Origin of the sequence: Citrobacter sp. Cpo126 (assembly GCF_030332445.1) — a bacterium.
In the GTDB taxonomy this organism is placed as follows: domain Bacteria; phylum Pseudomonadota; class Gammaproteobacteria; order Enterobacterales; family Enterobacteriaceae; genus Citrobacter; species Citrobacter portucalensis.
Genome location: NZ_JAOWHT010000021.1, coordinates 52,213 through 68,775 on the forward strand (window position 1 = coordinate 52,213; position 16,563 = coordinate 68,775).

General features: G+C 51.8%; 16 protein-coding genes. 1 reads left to right on the top strand and 15 read right to left on the bottom strand.

Annotation, left to right across the window (positions count from 1 at the left end; translation table 11 throughout):
• Window positions 1-107: 107 nt before the first annotated feature.
• From wecG to trxA, 15 genes are all read right to left on the bottom strand, one after another.
• Window positions 108-848: a lipopolysaccharide N-acetylmannosaminouronosyltransferase gene (wecG, locus tag OGY17_RS02230; RefSeq protein WP_003017964.1), complete on the bottom strand. Its 741-nt coding sequence runs from the start codon at window positions 846-848 to the stop codon at window positions 108-110.
• Window positions 848-2,203 carry an ECA oligosaccharide polymerase gene (wzyE, locus tag OGY17_RS02235; protein ID WP_020996101.1) on the bottom strand — a complete coding sequence of 452 codons (1,356 nt, stop codon included), beginning with the start codon at window positions 2,201-2,203 and terminating at the stop codon, window positions 848-850. The genes wecG and wzyE overlap by 1 nt, the downstream gene beginning before the upstream one ends.
• Entirely contained in the window at window positions 2,200-3,279 is a 1,080-nt protein-coding gene (locus OGY17_RS02240) for a TDP-N-acetylfucosamine:lipid II N-acetylfucosaminyltransferase (protein ID WP_057067468.1), read from the bottom strand. Before OGY17_RS02240 ends, wzyE begins: the two co-directional genes overlap by 4 nt.
• On the bottom strand, window positions 3,276-4,526 hold the full coding sequence (gene wzxE, locus OGY17_RS02245; RefSeq protein ID WP_003017971.1) for a lipid III flippase WzxE: 1,251 nt from the start codon (window positions 4,524-4,526) through the stop codon (window positions 3,276-3,278). The genes OGY17_RS02240 and wzxE overlap by 4 nt, the downstream gene beginning before the upstream one ends.
• 1 nt (window position 4,527) lies before the next feature.
• Entirely contained in the window at window positions 4,528-5,658 is a 1,131-nt protein-coding gene (rffA, locus tag OGY17_RS02250) for a dTDP-4-amino-4,6-dideoxygalactose transaminase (RefSeq protein WP_008787075.1), read from the bottom strand.
• Between the two features lie 4 nt (window positions 5,659-5,662).
• On the bottom strand, window positions 5,663-6,340 hold the full coding sequence (rffC, locus tag OGY17_RS02255) for a dTDP-4-amino-4,6-dideoxy-D-galactose acyltransferase (RefSeq protein ID WP_079935200.1): 678 nt from the start codon (window positions 6,338-6,340) through the stop codon (window positions 5,663-5,665).
• Window positions 6,318-7,199 (bottom strand): glucose-1-phosphate thymidylyltransferase RfbA, encoded by an 882-nt coding sequence (gene rfbA, locus OGY17_RS02260; protein ID WP_032945685.1) that lies wholly within the window; start codon window positions 7,197-7,199, stop codon window positions 6,318-6,320. Before rfbA ends, rffC begins: the two co-directional genes overlap by 23 nt.
• A gap of 33 nt (window positions 7,200-7,232) precedes the next feature.
• Window positions 7,233-8,300 carry a dTDP-glucose 4,6-dehydratase gene (gene rffG, locus OGY17_RS02265; RefSeq protein WP_032945684.1) on the bottom strand — a complete coding sequence of 356 codons (1,068 nt, stop codon included), beginning with the start codon at window positions 8,298-8,300 and terminating at the stop codon, window positions 7,233-7,235.
• On the bottom strand, window positions 8,300-9,562 hold the full coding sequence (gene wecC / locus OGY17_RS02270) for a UDP-N-acetyl-D-mannosamine dehydrogenase (protein WP_057067465.1): 1,263 nt from the start codon (window positions 9,560-9,562) through the stop codon (window positions 8,300-8,302). Before wecC ends, rffG begins: the two co-directional genes overlap by 1 nt.
• Entirely contained in the window at window positions 9,559-10,689 is a 1,131-nt protein-coding gene (gene wecB, locus OGY17_RS02275; RefSeq protein WP_032934208.1) for a non-hydrolyzing UDP-N-acetylglucosamine 2-epimerase, read from the bottom strand. Before wecB ends, wecC begins: the two co-directional genes overlap by 4 nt.
• 55 nt (window positions 10,690-10,744) lie before the next feature.
• The gene (gene wzzE, locus OGY17_RS02280) at window positions 10,745-11,791 is read right to left on the bottom strand and encodes an ECA polysaccharide chain length modulation protein (protein WP_003829003.1); all 1,047 of its coding nucleotides are present in this window, start codon (window positions 11,789-11,791) and stop codon (window positions 10,745-10,747) included.
• A gap of 12 nt (window positions 11,792-11,803) precedes the next feature.
• The gene (gene wecA, locus OGY17_RS02285; protein ID WP_032945680.1) at window positions 11,804-12,907 is read right to left on the bottom strand and encodes a UDP-N-acetylglucosamine--undecaprenyl-phosphate N-acetylglucosaminephosphotransferase; all 1,104 of its coding nucleotides are present in this window, start codon (window positions 12,905-12,907) and stop codon (window positions 11,804-11,806) included.
• Window positions 12,908-13,145: 238 nt separating this feature from the next.
• Window positions 13,146-14,405, bottom strand: coding sequence for a transcription termination factor Rho (gene rho / locus OGY17_RS02290; RefSeq protein ID WP_002437993.1), 1,260 nt, complete (start codon window positions 14,403-14,405; stop codon window positions 13,146-13,148).
• 87 nt (window positions 14,406-14,492) lie between these two features.
• Window positions 14,493-14,612: a rho operon leader peptide gene (locus tag OGY17_RS02295; RefSeq protein ID WP_049259789.1), complete on the bottom strand. Its 120-nt coding sequence runs from the start codon at window positions 14,610-14,612 to the stop codon at window positions 14,493-14,495.
• Window positions 14,613-14,742: 130 nt separating this feature from the next.
• On the bottom strand, window positions 14,743-15,072 hold the full coding sequence (gene trxA, locus OGY17_RS02300) for a thioredoxin TrxA (RefSeq protein WP_001280776.1): 330 nt from the start codon (window positions 15,070-15,072) through the stop codon (window positions 14,743-14,745).
• Between the two features lie 143 nt (window positions 15,073-15,215).
• Here trxA and rhlB point away from each other — a divergent pair, with 143 nt between their 5' ends.
• A complete protein-coding gene (rhlB, locus tag OGY17_RS02305; protein WP_003829013.1) occupies window positions 15,216-16,484 on the top strand; it encodes an ATP-dependent RNA helicase RhlB in 1,269 nt (422 codons plus the stop codon).
• Window positions 16,485-16,563 lie beyond the last annotated feature (79 nt).

The following is a 16,563-nucleotide window of genomic DNA, read 5'->3' on the forward strand; positions in this document are numbered from 1 at the left end:
AATTAAAGCATTCAAAAAATGAATAGATTGTGCGATAAAGCAGCGATTATGTTGTGAATAAGTAGCGTAATTAGCAGATCACGCTACTTATCAGAGGAGAGAGGGCGTCAGAGGTTGCCGGTATAGTGCCAGCGGAGATAGCGCAACAAACGAAGTTGACGGGTGATACGGCTCGGCTGCGACAATAAGCGATACAGCCACTCCAGCCCCAGATTTTGCCAGATTTTAGGCGCACGCTTAACGTGACCGGTAAAGACGTCGTAGGTGCCCCCTACGCCCATATACAGCGCGTCAGGGTGAGTCTTGCGGCAATCACGCATAAAGATCTCTTGTTTTGGCGAGCCCATCGCCACCGTCACAATTTGCGCACCGCTGGCGTGAATACGCTCAAACAACGCCTGACGCTGCTCTGGGGTAAAATAACCGTCCTGACTACCCACAATGTTCACACGCCACTGCGCACGTAGTTTTGCTTCTGTTTGTGCCAGAACTTCAGGCTTGCCGCCAACCAGGAAAACTGGCGTTCCGTTTTGCCCAGCTCGCGCCATCAGCGCTTCCCAAAGGTCAGCTCCGGCCACGCGTGAAACCTGCGCCTGTGGGAATTTTTTGCGCACCGAACGCACCACGCTAATCCCATCCGCATACTTGAACTCCGCGGCGTTGATCAGCTCCCTCACTTCAGGGTTATCTTCTGCTGTCAGCATCTTCTCAGCGTTGATAGCCACCAGCGTTCCTGACCTGAGGTGTCCTTCGGCAAACAGGTAATTCAGCGCATGTTGCATATCGCGCCAGCCAATCAGTTGTAATCCGCGCAGCGAATACAGCGGCGCAGTTGTGTTATCTGTCATTACGATCCTTCAATCTGTGTCCGGGGCAGCGATTTGATTCGTTTATGAATGAGTCCCGCGCTATCAAACAGCCAGAACAGCAGTTTTGCCACCAGTAGGCAAACGCCGAAAATCACGAGGAAAAAGACCACTCGTGAGACAAACGAATCCAGCCCTTCACGTGCCAAAACGATCATATTGAAAATGGCGCCAAAACAGAAACTGTGCAAAATCGCCGCCTTATAGCGATTGGTTTCGCGATTGCCAAGCTCATACAGCCAGTCGAACCACTTGATAATGAGCCCAACAACAATCGCGCCTAATGGTATAAACAGCGCCCCGCCCATCACCACCAGTGAACCAATTAACGTCGGCGAAATCGCCAGTCCTGAGTGGTTGTTCAACACTTCCCAGGTAAAGTAGTTCGCTGAGTTGAGTACAATACTCGGCCGCCCAGGCCACAGCCAGGAGGGAATAAAGACGTAGAAGTCACGGACGATCGGCGCCAGCCCCTGGAACTCAATATTGTGGTAATTCTGCAGCAATAGCGCCAGGTTCTCCCACGGTGAGAAGGTGTCGCGCGTAAGGTACAGGAACGTATAGAACGCCTCATCGCCGCTAACGCTCATTCCGTAGCGCTTCAACGCCAGCCAGAACATCCCGACAATGCCCAACACGCCTGCAGCGGCCAACATCCACAGCGAAATCCAGCCGCGAATAATGCCGATAAACAAGAAGATGGCAAACGCGATAATGATATTGGCGCGCGTCCCACCCACAATCATATAGGTCAGCAAACCAAACGCGACGGTACTCACGAGGAAGAACACCCACGCTTTGCTGTCCTGACGCAAGAAATAAACCACCAGCATTGCCGGAATGAAGAAGTAGAAGAAACGCTTCAGAGCGACGCCAGAGACTTCACTGGAAAAAATCTGGCTATAGGATTGCAGTCTGAACAGCAGGAATCCGTTGTGCATAAAGAAGATGCCCACGCTCACCAACGCAATCGCCATCAGGATAACCCAGGTCAAATGGGCTTCAACACGATTGATGGTAAACAGCGGCCTGCGCGGCTTATCATCTACTCGTTTGCGCAAGCGCGTTTTATACGTCACGTAGTAGACGGCATAGAAACAGGCGGCTGACAGCAAGGCCTGTAGAAGGATCTCCGGCGGAGCCACTGCCACATCAAAGCGGAACACCAGGATGCTGGTTAACGGGAATCCGAAGAAGAACGTCAGCAAGAACAACAATGAGAAGAAAACATTGAAGTTAAAACGCACGCGGCGGAACTCAAACCAGGTCAGCGTGGCGATAAACAAGGTGGAGAGCAGCCAGACCACCAGAAGACCGCTGAATTGCATCAGGCTCATACGGTTTCTCCTGAAGCAATGCGCAGCGCGTTGTGCCACGGCTGCAGATAATTCGGGCTAAAGAAGGTAATAGTATTTTTATCTACCGATGCCAACTGGCGCTGCGCTTCACGTACGACGCCTTCATTGAGATCATCAGTGGTAAATAACACCGGAAGATTTTGTTCCACCATATCCTGCCAGAAGGGATTTTCACGGTTGAGCACGCATGGGATACCCGCCTGGATCAGTAAACACAGTGTACCGATTCCCTGTTGACGGGCAAAAATAAAGTAACCCAAATCGCATTGACGCAATAACGCGAGATAAGCGTCAAATTCCAGCTTTTCACTCAAAATTTGCAGATTATCAGCGCTAAATAACGCCAGGCCAGCCTGGCGAACCTCGTCGATATAGGCCGCATTATTGGCGGGATAACCCATCGGCACAATCACATTCACCGTGTCGCCAAACTGCTGATGGACGGCGCGAAGCGCGGCAACATGCTCATTGCTGCGATCGCCAGAGTTGCCAACCAGCACCGTCATCTTGCCGCTGCGCTGGCAATCATTGCTCATGTTATTGAGTGAAGGATCCATTCGCGTTGGGAAATAGAGCAACTCACCCCGCACACGGGGATGTTGCTCGGCGAAATAACGTAAATCGCCCCGTGTGGCAAACACGCAGCCCACACGATTCTGCGCCATGCGGCGAATCGGGTAAAACAGGCGGAATTTCAGCCCACTGGAGACTTCGTATAAATCAGCGCCCCAGATATGCCAGTAAAACTGCGCCGGTTTAATCCCGCCACTCAGCAGCGCCAGCCACAGGCTGGTGTTGAACTGGCCGTGGAAGAAGAAACGCTGTTGGCGATCCGCTTTTGCTTTCGCGATCACAGCGTCAGCAAGCGCCTTTTTCCCGCTGTAGAAGCTTAGCGATAACGCCGGGCAGCTCTCACTGAGTCCCGCATCCTGACCGGCAACCATAAACGTGCGCGCATGCTCGCTCGTCGCGGCCAGCGAGTCGTTGAAAAACCGCAACACGGTTTGGTTATGGTGAGGGATATCCGATCCCAGAACGTGAATCAGTACAGTCATGCCCGCCTACGCCAGAGTAAAAACACGCCACAACAAAGAGAAAAATAGACGATGTACGTTGCCATATAAGCCTGTGCCGCTCCCAGCGCACCGTGTGCAGGGATCAGCCAGTGAGCAAACACCGTCAATAACATGAACTGGCTAATTTCAGCCAAAATATAAAACCGCAGCGATGCTTTCGCGATCACCAGATACCCAAAGACATACGCCCCAACTTTCAGTACATCGCCGACCAGTTGCCAGGCAAACAGATCGCGCATGGCGGTGAATTTTGCGGAGAAAAGCAGCCAGATCGCAAAATCACGCAGCAACCAAACAGTAAAGCTCGCAGCGGCAACCGCCGGTAACACGAACTTCAGCGACTTAACCACCTCGCGCGTAATGTCGCGCTTTTCGGTCAGTCGAGACAACGTCGGAAGCAAGTAAACGCTGAATGAGGCGGTAATGAATTGCAGATAAGCATCAGAGATACTGCTTACTCCCTGCCAAATCCCTACATCATCCCAACTGTACTGCGCCGCCAGCAGGTTTCGCATCATCACGTATGCCACAGGCAGCGTTACGGAGGTAATCAGCGCCATCAGGGTAAACTTGCTTAGCTGTCCAGCCAGACCGTTATCCCACGAGGGTTTCAGGTAATGCAGGGGAATCGCCCCACGCTTAATCAGCATAATAGCGGCGGGGATAACGACCAACGCGGGCACTAACGCCAGACCCAGCAAAGCGCCTTCATACCCTCCCAGGCGATAACAACCATAATAAGCCACTACGCCCACCAGGCTACCCACAATCAGCGACAGCGCGTTACCCGCCGCATCGCGAAAGCCCTTCATCAACGCCAGCAGCAGGTTCGCCCAGGCAATACCCATCTGCACCAGCGCAACCAGTCTTACCAGCCCCTGATAATGAGTATGGCCAAACAATCCCTGACTGATTGGCGCGGCCGCCAGCAGAAAAATCACCGCCATCAGCGTAGAGAATCCCAGCACCATCGCGGAAGATGTACCGACCACCTTACGGAGCCGGGTCGGATCGTCATGATGCTGCGCAACGTATTTCGTGACGCCATTGAAAATGCCGGCCCCCGCCAGGACACCAAGCACGGTGACCATCTGGCGGAAGTTACCCGCCTGCCCCACGCCTGCCGGGCCAAACGACACCGCCAGCAGCTTCACGACCAGCAAACCTGCACCAATTTTTACCAGCGTACTGGCTGCCGTCCATAAGGACGCTTTAGCAAGCGACATATCAGGCGAAGTAGTTGAGTAAGGTCGAAATGACCGTTCGCTGGTTTACTGGCGACAGGTTGTAAAACAGCGGCAAGCGCAGCAGACGCTCGCTCTCTTTAGTGGTGAAACGATCAACACCGGCAAATACGCCGAATTTATCGCCAGCCGGACAATCATGTAGCGGGATATAGTGGAACACCGCCATAATTTCAGCTTCTTTCAAGAAGTTAATCAACGCCGTGCGATCGTCGATATCGCGCAGCTTGATATAAAACATATGGGCATTCTGCACGCAGTTTTCCGGGACAGAAGGCAGATCAATGCGTCCGACACGCGCCAGCGGTTCGAGAGCATCATAGTAGTTCTGCCACAGCGCCAGACGCTGCTGGTTAATACGGTCAGCCGCTTCCAGTTGTGCCCACAGATAGGCAGCCTGCAGATCGGACATCAGATAGCTGGAGCCAATATCACGCCAGGTATACTTATCCACCTGACCGCGGAAAAATTGGCTGCGGTTAGTTCCTTTTTCACGGATGATCTCTGCACGTTCCACTAATTTTTTATCATTAATCAGCGTCGCACCACCTTCACCGCCTGCGGTATAGTTTTTGGTCTCATGGAAGCTAAAGCAACCGATGTGACCAATCGTCCCCAGCGCCCGACCTTTGTAAGTCGACATGACGCCCTGGGCCGCATCTTCCACGACAAACAGGTTATGTTTGGTCGCCAGCGCCATGATGGTATCCATTTCACAGGCTACGCCCGCGTAATGCACCGGCACGATAGCGCGGGTCTTGTCGGTGATCGCCGCTTCAATTAGCGTTTCGTCAATGTTCATGGTATCCGGCCGGATATCAACAAAGACAATTTTCGCGCCGCGCAGCACGAAAGCATTGGCCGTGGAGACAAACGTATAGCTCGGCATAATGACTTCATCGCCAGGCTGGATATCCAGCAGCAATGCCGCCATCTCAAGCGATGCGGTGCAGGAAGGCGTCAGCAATACTTTCTCGCTGCCAAAATGCTGTTCCAGCCACTGTTGGCAGCGACGGGTAAAACCACCGTCGCCACACAGTTTGCCGCTGTTCATCGCAGACTGCATGTAATCGAGTTCAGTGCCCACCACCGGCGGTGCGTTAAATGGAATCATCGTGTCACCTGTATAACCAATACGCGGTGCTTTCCACATTCGCACCACTGTGTATATAACGTTTAAGCGCGGCGGTATTGCCCATTTGGGTCGCCACGCGCAATGTTTTTTTACCGCGAGCCTGCGCCCAGCAAAGGGCAGCCTGCATCAGTTCTGCTCCCGCCCCACGCCCGGCCAGCAGGCCAATTCGCGCATCGGTCGCATTCAGTTCACGCAGCGAGACATAGCCACGAATATCACCTGCCGGTGTACGAAAAACGAGGCATTGATGATCGAACGTCCCCAGCACCGCGTTTTCAATCCACTGCGCATAAAAACGCGTGCTGGCATCTGCGGCATACCACGGGGTACGAAAACGACTTTGCGCGAACGCCTGCCCTGCTAGTTGGCGTAATGCAGGGATATCCGTAGTTTGTGCGATCTGCGCACCGGGGTCGCCATGCGCACACATCACCGGCAGCACAAAATCCACTTCACCTTCAACCAGTGAGAAGCCCAACTGTTGCAGGGCGTCTAATTCATGGGTATTGGCGGCAGGAATTTTTGCCTGTACCCGCGACCAGGGCTGCAACATATCCGCAGTCAGAACCGGCGCGTGTTGGTCAAAACGCACAATGGCGCTATTCACGCCAAAGAACGTATTTTCCCAGCTAAGCGGCTCAATACTGGCGCGGACGAGCACGGAGCAGCTCCAGCAGGTATTGACCATAACCCGTTTTGGCCAGTGAACTGGCAGCACGCTTCACGCCTTCGTCATCCAGCCAACCGTTACGCCAGGCGATTTCTTCCAGACAGGCTATTTTAAAGCCCTGACGTTTTTCCACCGTCTGCACAAACGTGCTCGCTTCGATAAGACTGTCGTGCGTACCGGTATCCAGCCAGGCAAAGCCACGCCCGAGCAATTCTACCGTCAGATGTCCGTCATCAAGATACATCTGGTTGATAGACGTAATCTCCAGCTCCCCACGCTCAGAAGGTTTTACGCGTTTTGCATATTCCACCACCTTGCTGTCATAGAAATAGAGACCAGTCACTGCCCAGTTGGATTTTGGAGCTTTCGGTTTCTCTTCCAGCGAGATAGCTCGAAAATTGTCGTCAAACTCCACGACACCAAAACGTTCAGGATCCATCACCTGGTAACCAAACACCGTCGCGCCTTGCGTTCTGGCGGCTACGTGACGCAGTTTTGGACTGAATCCCTGACCAAAGAAGATATTGTCTCCTAACACCAGACATGATGGTTCACCGTTAAGGAACGTTTCACCAATGATAAACGCCTGTGCTAATCCATCCGGACTGGGTTGCTCAGCATAGTGCAATTCAATGCCGAACTCAGATCCATCGCCCAGTAAGCGCTGGAAATAGCCTTTATCTTCCGGTGTAGTGATAATCAGGATTTCGCGAATTCCCGCCAGCATCAATACTGATAACGGGTAGTAAATCATCGGCTTATCGTAAATAGGCAATAGCTGCTTCGATACGCCACGCGTAATGGGATACAGGCGAGTACCTGAGCCACCCGCCAGAATGATACCTTTCATGCGTTGTCTCCTCCGGGAGCCAAAACCAGGCTGTTAGCCCTTCAGACCTAAACGTTCGCCCTGGTAACTGCCGTCCTGCACGGGTTTCCACCATGCCTGATTAGCCAGATACCATTGCACGGTTTTGCGCATTCCGCTTTCAAACGTTTCTTGCGGCATCCAGCCTAGTTCACGCGCAATTTTCGACGCGTCAATGGCATAACGCAAATCATGACCCGGGCGATCGTCCACAAAAGCGATCAAGTCGCGGTACTGCGCGATACCCTGCGGCTTTTGCGGTGCCAGCTCTTCCAACAGGCTGCAAACCGTTTCGACAACTTCCAGGTTTTTACGCTCGTTATGGCCACCGATATTATAGGTTTCTCCCACCGCGCCCGTTGTCGCCACACAATAGAGCGCCCTGGCGTGATCTTCTACATACAACCAATCACGGATCTGTTGCCCATTGCCGTAAACCGGCAACGGCTTCCCCGCCAATGCGTTGAGGATCATCAGCGGAATCAGTTTTTCCGGGAAATGGTACGGACCATAGTTGTTAGAACAGTTGGTTATCAGCGTTGGCAGACCGTAGGTACGCAGCCAGGCGCGAACCAGATGATCGCTGCTGGCTTTCGACGCGGAATAAGGGCTGCTCGGTGCATACGGTGTGGTTTCAGTGAAGAAATCATCCGTAGAATGCAGGTCGCCATACACCTCGTCAGTCGAGATATGGTGGAAACGAAACGCTGATTTTTTCTCGCTGGTTAAATCACTCCAGTAAGCGCGCGCCGCTTCCAACAGCGTGTAGGTTCCCACGATGTTAGTTTCGATAAAGGCGGCCGGACCATCAATTGAGCGATCGACGTGGCTTTCTGCCGCCAGATGCATCACGCAGTCCGGCTGATAGTGTTGAAACACCCTGTCGAGCGAAGCTCGATCGCAGATATCGACTTTCTCAAAGGTAAAACGAGGATTCTGTGCAACCGGCTCCAGCGACATCAGGTTTCCGGCATAGGTCAGCTTATCGACCACAATTGCCGCATCCTGAGTCTCCTGAATGATATGCCGTACAACCGCCGAGCCGATGAATCCCGCTCCACCGGTAACCAGAATTCGTTTCATTAGCGCCAGACCCCTTTGGTATCAACGATATATTGCTGGTGAACCGCATCGCCTTTAATGGCTTTAAATTCATTATGGTCGACCAGCAAGACCAGCACATCGGCGCTAGCCAGGGCATCGTCCAGCGCTGCCAGTTGGCACAGACCGTCCAGTTTTTTCGGCAGTTGATGGATGTTCGGTTCCACTACCAATGTTTCGCCTTTGTGCCAATGCGCGATGCTTTGCGCAATTCCCATCGCCGGGCTTTCACGTAAGTCATCAATATTCGGTTTAAATGCCAGACCAAAACAGGCAATGTTCACTTCGCTGGCCCGTTTATTGGTATCCGCCAGACAGTCGGCCACGGCAGCTTTTACCTGATCAACCACCCAATGAGGTTTACCGTCGTTTACCTCACGCGCGGTGCGAATCAATTTCGCCTGCTGCGGGTTCTGCGCCACGATAAACCACGGATCAACCGCGATACAGTGCCCGCCAACCCCCGGACCCGGTTGTAAAATATTCACGCGCGGATGGCGATTTGCCAGTCGAATCAGTTCCCAGACGTTGATCCCCTGATCGGCGCAAATCAGCGACAACTCATTGGCGAAAGCGATATTGACGTCGCGGAAGCTATTCTCAGTCAGTTTGCACATTTCCGCCGTACGGGCGTTGGTCACGACACATTCGCCCTCCAGGAAAATGTTGTACAGTTCGCTAGCACGCGCGGAACAGACGGAGGTCATACCCCCAATCACGCGGTCGTTTTTAATCAGTTCAACCATCACCTGGCCCGGCAGCACGCGCTCTGGGCAATAAGCAATGTTAACGTCCGCGTGTTCACCGACTTGCTGCGGGAACGTCAGGTCAGGCCGCATTTCTGCAAGCCATGTGGCCATCTGTTCAGTGGCCCCGACAGGCGACGTCGATTCAAGGATCACCAACGCGCCTTTTTTCAGCACCGGTGCAAGAGATTTAGCCGCGGCTTCCACATAAACCATATCGGGTTCGTGCTCCCCCTTAAACGGAGTAGGCACAGCAATCAGATAGGCATCCGCATCTACAGGGGTTGTGGTCGCACGCAGAAATCCATTTTCGACCGCCGTTTTCACCACGGCGCCCAAATCTGGCTCAACGATATGAATTTCACCGCGATTAATGGTATCCACCGCGTGTTGATTTACATCTACGCCAATCACATGCTTTTGACGGGAAGCAAAGGCAGCCGCCGTCGGCAGTCCGATATAACCCAGCCCAATGACAGAAATGGTCGTAAAACTCATAGCGATATCCGATTATTTTTTAACGCGTGTAAAATGCGGCCACATGCCTGCCCGTCACCATACGGATTATGGGCGCGGCTCATGGTCTGATATTCATTGTCGTCATGCAGCAAACGCGTGACTTCTTCGACAATACGCTGCGGGTCGGTCCCTACCAGACGTACTGTGCCTGCAGTAATCGCTTCCGGACGTTCCGTCGTTTCGCGCATCACCAGTACCGGTTTCCCCAGAGATGGGGCTTCTTCCTGAATCCCGCCAGAGTCGGTAAGGATCAGCCAGGCGTGATTCATCAGCCAGACAAACGGCATATAATCCTGCGGTTCAATCAGGATGACGTTTTCAACGTGCCCCAGAATGCGATTAACCGGTTCGCTGACGTTAGGATTCAGGTGCACCGGATAGACAATCTGTACGTTCTGATTGGCCGCGGCAATTTCCGCCAGCGCATGACAAATGTGTTCAAAACCACGACCGAAGCTTTCCCGACGATGACCGGTCACCAGTATCATCTTTTTATCCGAGCTCAGGAATGGGTAATGCTCTGCCAGTTCAGCTCGTAATGCATCACTCGCCAGTACGCGATCGCGTACCCAGATCAACGCATCAATAACCGTATTACCTGTAACGAAGATACGGCTATCAGAAATGTTTTCCCGTAACAGGTTTTGGCGCGAGTTTTCTGTTGGTGCAAAATGATACATCGCCAGATGCCCGGTCAGCGTACGGTTCGCCTCTTCCGGCCAGGGAGAGTAGAGATCGCCTGTACGTAAGCCTGCCTCCACATGCCCTACCGGGATGCGCTGATAGAACGCGGCCAGGCTAGTAGCAATGGTGGTTGTGGTATCGCCGTGAACTAACACAACGTCAGGTTTAAAATCAGCCAGAATTGGCTTTAATCCTTCCAGTATTCGGCAGGTAATTTCTGTTAGTCCCTGACCTGGCTGCATAATATTGAGATCGTAGTCAGGTACAATGGAAAAGAGGTTCAACACCTGATCGAGCATCTCCCGATGCTGCGCCGTGACGCAAACTTTTGCCTCAAAATCAGGATCTTTTGCCAGCGCATGAACCAGAGGTGCCATTTTTATGGCCTCCGGTCGCGTGCCAAATACAGTCAGTACTTTCACATCGATTCTCTTCGGATTGGCAGTGAGGGCCCAGCCCCTCACTGCAACGATATTGCTAAATCGTGCGGCGACGGGTTAACGCGACACCAGCACCGATCAGAGCCCCAACGATGCCCCACATAATCATCAGGAAGGCACGACGAGGGCTGTCACGTTTTACCGGTTCCTCCGGCGTACGCAAATAACGATAGGTCTGAAAACGCGGATCCAGAGTTGGCCCAACGTTCAGTGTGTTAAGCATGGCTCGGTTTTGGAAGTAGTCCAGATCGAAATCGGGACCAACAGATTGCAGGTTTTCGAGTCGCGCCTGCAGCATAGGACGTCCAAGCAAAAACAGTTCAGAATCGGGTAGCTCTTCAGCCGGAACGTCAGTGGAAGTACGCGAAATATTATGCTGTTCAGCAATTTTGAGAGCCTGCTCAATGTTGTGAACTCGGCGAGAGAAAATCGATTTCGCCACTTCTTCCTGGCGTTTAACCTGCGCCTTCATCTGCACAGTGCGCGCAGCCCAGGCTCCCTTTAACTCGTCGTTCAGATGACGCGCCGCACGCTGACTGGCAAACGCGACGTACTGACGCAACAGATTGTTGGCATCAGGTGCCGTTTCGGCAATCAGCTTCACGCTGTCATTGGTATTACGAACCGCATCGCCGGGCATAAACTGAATGTTATTAATCAGTTCATCCAGCATCGCCGCATCGGCTTTACTGTTCCCCACCATACGTTGCTTGTAATAATCAGTCTGCTGCCAGAATTCACGGCGCGTATCCCATGAGGCAAGCTGCATGATAAATTCTTTATAGGCCTCATCCATCACTGACGGCTGATCCGCAGATGCAAGACTGGCCTTGATGTCCAGGTTACGTAAGAACTGCTGCTGAGAGTAATAGCCGCCCAACATATTAACCGTTGGCCTGTCTGAAATCGCCGTCGCGCTCCACTCCTGACGAGCAAAAAACGTATAGGCGAGAGCGACTAACGCGAAGGCGAGAGCCATACCGACGATCCACACCTTCCCTGTCCACAAAGTACGAAACAACCCACGGATGTCCAGTTCATTTTCAGCGCTCATGGCATGTTCCCCCGGTAATGGTTGTGTCATCGTACCCTCAATTTATTTGGTTAAGTTTGGTTTACTGTCACGGTTTCTACGCAACTTGCGCTTCCAGCGTTTGATAAATCTCGCTACCTTCCAGGCACGTTTAATACAATAGTCGTACAAGACAAATGCCAGTAAAAAGAGCACCAGCATCACCCATTCCGGAACGACCCGAGAATATTCAGCCAACACGCCGATAGAAGCCAGGATCGCAGCAGCCAGCGTAATCAGGACAAAAGCCTGTCGGGAGGTAAACCCGGCGCGCATAATTAAATGATGAATATGTTGGCGGTCCGGGGAGAAAGGGCTCATACCTTTACGTAAACGACGATACATGATCGCCACCATATCCATTAACGGAATGGCAATAATCCACAGTGCGGTGACCGGGCTAATAGGATGCGTTTTACCTTGAGTGGTCTCCAGCAGGATCCAGATGACCGTAAAGCCAATCAGCGTACTCCCCGCATCACCCATAAAGACCTTATAGCGACGTCCGAGAATACCCAGGTTCAGCATGATGTAAGGCAGAATGGCGGCGATCATGGCAAAACACCAGATAGCCAGGCTTGTCTGGCCGTCAAACCACAAGATAAGCCCCATTGCGGCGAATGATACGCTGGATAGCCCGCCTAACAGACCATCAATCCCATCCACCATGTTAAAGGCGTTAATTGCAGCCCAAACGGCGAAAAGGGTAAGGAAATAGCCAAAAGGACCGAGCACCATTTCCCAAGGGCCAAAAATGAACCCAAGGCTCAACAGATAGAGCTTACCTACCGCCATCATAATGATGCCGATGATAGCCTGGATGGTCGCACGGATTTTTACACTGATATCAAAGCGGTCGTCCAGCGCACCGATAAACACCAGTACACCGGCACAAGCCAGGTAGAGAGTTGCATGCGGGATATAATAATCGGCGATGAGGAACGTAAAGCAAATGCCTGCGTAAACCGAAATCCCCCCAACCAACGGAATCAGTCCCTGATGACGTTTGCGGAAGTTGGGTTTATCCACCAATCCTATCTTTTTCGCAACCTTACGGGCAAAGAAAAGAAACAGCGTTGTGAATAAAAAAATACTGATGAGATCAGTACTTGCTGTCAGTAAATTCACTATACATACTCTCAAAGAATATCAATATATGAAGTATAACCATCCAGGCGATTATTCAGAAGAGAAACCCGATTCCATATCAGGTGGTTCTGTATGATTATTAACCACAAAATACGAATTACAACCCTTCATCGCCAGGCGGTATGTCATACCGGATTATTATTATTGTGTCGTTAAGATTACATCCACAAAAGCAAAACGCCACGTAAAAACGTGGCGTTTTCAGATGATGCCCGAATCAGGAACGCTTCATCATATCGAAGAAATCGTCGTTGGTCTTGGTCATCGCCAGTTTGTTAATGAGGAATTCCATTGCGTCGATTTCACCCATCGGATGGATGATTTTGCGCAGGATCCACATTTTCTGCAGCTCTTCCTGGGTAGTGAGCAGCTCTTCTTTACGGGTACCGGAACGGTTGTAGTCGATAGCCGGGAAGACGCGTTTTTCAGCAATCTTACGAGAGAGATGCAGTTCCATGTTGCCGGTACCTTTAAACTCTTCGTAGATAACTTCATCCATTTTAGAGCCGGTATCAATCAGCGCAGTAGCGATGATGGTCAGGCTACCGCCCTCTTCCACGTTACGTGCAGCACCAAAGAAACGCTTCGGACGATGCAGGGCGTTGGCGTCCACACCACCGGTCAGTACTTTACCGGAAGCCGGAACCACGGTGTTATATGCACGCGCCAGACGGGTGATGGAGTCAAGCAGAATGATAACGTCTTTCTTGTGTTCAACCAGACGTTTCGCCTTCTCGATAACCATTTCCGCAACCTGAACGTGGCGGGAGGCTGGTTCGTCAAAGGTAGAGGCAACCACTTCACCTTTCACCAGACGCTGCATCTCGGTAACTTCTTCCGGACGTTCGTCAATCAGCAGCACCATCAGCACGCAGTCAGGATGATTGTATGCAATGCTCTGCGCGATGTTCTGCAGCAGCATGGTTTTACCCGCTTTCGGCGGAGCAACAATCAGACCACGTTGGCCACGACCGATCGGCGATGCCAGATCCAGTACACGCGCCGTTAAGTCTTCAGTAGAACCGTTACCACGTTCCATACGCAGACGAGAGTTTGCGTGCAGAGGCGTTAAGTTCTCAAAGAGGATTTTGTTACGGGCGTTTTCTGGTTTGTCGTAGTTAACTTCGTTAACTTTCAACAGCGCAAAGTAGCGTTCACCTTCTTTCGGCGGGCGAATCTTACCAGAAATGGTATCACCAGTGCGGAGGTTGAAACGGCGGATTTGGCTGGGAGAAACGTAGATGTCATCAGGACCGGCGAGGTAGGAGCTGTCTGCAGAGCGGAGGAAACCAAATCCATCCTGCAATATCTCCAGCACACCGTCACCAAAGATATCTTCGCCACTCTTTGCGTGCTGCTTCAGGATGGCAAAAATAATGTCCTGCTTGCGCATACGAGCCAGGTTTTCAAGGCCCATATTTTCGCCGAGAGTGATCAGCTCAGAAACCGGCGTATTCTTTAATTCGGTAAGATTCATAATGGTGTGAGTTCTTAAACTTGGGGTAAATCTCGAACTTAATGTTGTGAATGGTATGGCAGGGTCATCCATGCCTGTTTACGGCCATCAACTCATGTCTGTTCGCTGTCTGGTCACAGGAAAGTACGCAGAACTGAAACGACAAGACGGATTGAGTGACAAGCCAGGAATCTGTCCACTCCTCGCGCGAGAAACAACGGGAAGTATTGGATATAACTAGATTCAAACTTAATAAGGTATGTTTAATACGAAGTCAACACTAACTTAGCACGACTCAAGTCGGGCGTCCAGTCATCCGAATCATTTCGAAGTAGGGTCGCCCGATCATGAGAATTCCTTACGCTAAATTAGCGTCGAGGAATTCTTTCAACTGACCTTTGGACAGCGCGCCGACTTTCGTCGCCGCAACTTCGCCGTTTTTAAACAGCAGCAGGGTCGGGATGCCACGGATACCATACTTCGGCGCGGTGCCTGGGTTTTGGTCAATGTTCAGTTTAGCAACCGTCAGTTTGCCCTGATATTCGTCAGCGATTTCATCCAGAATCGGAGCGATCATTTTGCACGGACCGCACCACTCTGCCCAGAAATCAACGAGGATTGCTCCGTCCGCTTTGAGTACATCCGTGTCAAAACTGTCGTCAGTCAGGTGAATAATTTTATCGCTCATAATAACTCCACAGGAATAAGCCTGGTGCATTGGTGTAGCATTAATCAACGACGTGTTGATGTAGCATTAACCAACTAAAGGTTGACTTTATTTCACCGGATACGCTTTCGTAAAGCAATAGTAAGCTGATATTCTACCACACTATGAGCAAAACACATTTAACAGAACAGAAGTTTTCCGACTTCGCCCTGCACCCAAAGGTGATAGAAGCCCTTGAAAATAAAGGCTTTCATAACTGTACGCCCATTCAGGCCCTCGCGCTGCCGCTAACGCTGGCTGGTCGTGATGTTGCCGGGCAGGCGCAAACCGGTACCGGAAAAACGATGGCGTTCCTGACGTCAACGTTTCATTATCTTCTCTCTCATCCCGCGATTGCCGATCGCAAGGTGAACCAACCGCGTGCGTTAATTATGGCGCCAACGCGTGAGTTAGCCGTGCAGATCCACGCCGATGCCGAGCCGCTGGCACAGACCACTGGTCTGAAATTAGGCCTGGCGTATGGCGGCGACGGTTACGATAAACAGCTGAAAGTGCTGGAAAGCGGCGTCGATATTCTTATCGGCACGACCGGTCGTCTCATCGACTATGCAAAACAGAACCACATTAATCTGGGCGCGATTCAGGTCGTGGTGCTGGATGAAGCCGATCGTATGTACGATCTGGGCTTTATTAAAGATATCCGTTGGCTGTTCCGTCGTATGCCGCCAACCACCCAACGTCTGAACATGCTGTTTTCTGCAACCCTCTCATACCGCGTTCGCGAACTGGCGTTCGAACAGATGAATAACGCGGAGTACGTTGAAGTCGAACCGGAACAGAAAACTGGCCACCGCATTAAAGAAGAGCTCTTCTACCCTTCCAACGAAGAGAAAATGCGTTTGCTGCAAACGCTGATTGAAGAAGAGTGGCCAGATCGAGCCATTGTTTTTGCTAACACCAAGCATCGTTGTGAAGATATCTGGGGCAGCCTTGCTGCGGACGGTCATCGCGTCGGTCTGCTGACCGGTGACGTAGCACAGAAAAAACGTCTGCGTATTCTTGATGAGTTCACCCGTGGCGATCTCGACATTCTCGTTGCAACGGATGTCGCTGCGCGTGGCCTGCATATCCCAGCAGTAACGCACGTATTTAACTATGACCTGCCGGATGACTGTGAAGATTACGTTCACCGAATCGGTCGTACCGGACGTGCTGGCGCAAGCGGTCACTCTATCAGCCTGGCTTGTGAAGAGTACGCGCTGAATTTACCCGCAATCGAGACCTATATCGGCCATTCGATTCCGGTCAGCAAATATAACCCGGATGCGCTGATGACCGATCTGCCGAAGCCGCTGCGCTTAACGCGCCCGCGTACAGGCAATGGCCCACGCCGTACCGGTGGTGCTCCGCGTAATCGTCGTCGTTCAGGTTAAGAAAAGTTATGCCATACACAAAATCATTCAGCCTGTATCAAGGCGGCAAGAAAACGAATCCCGATGAGCTTATTTTAGT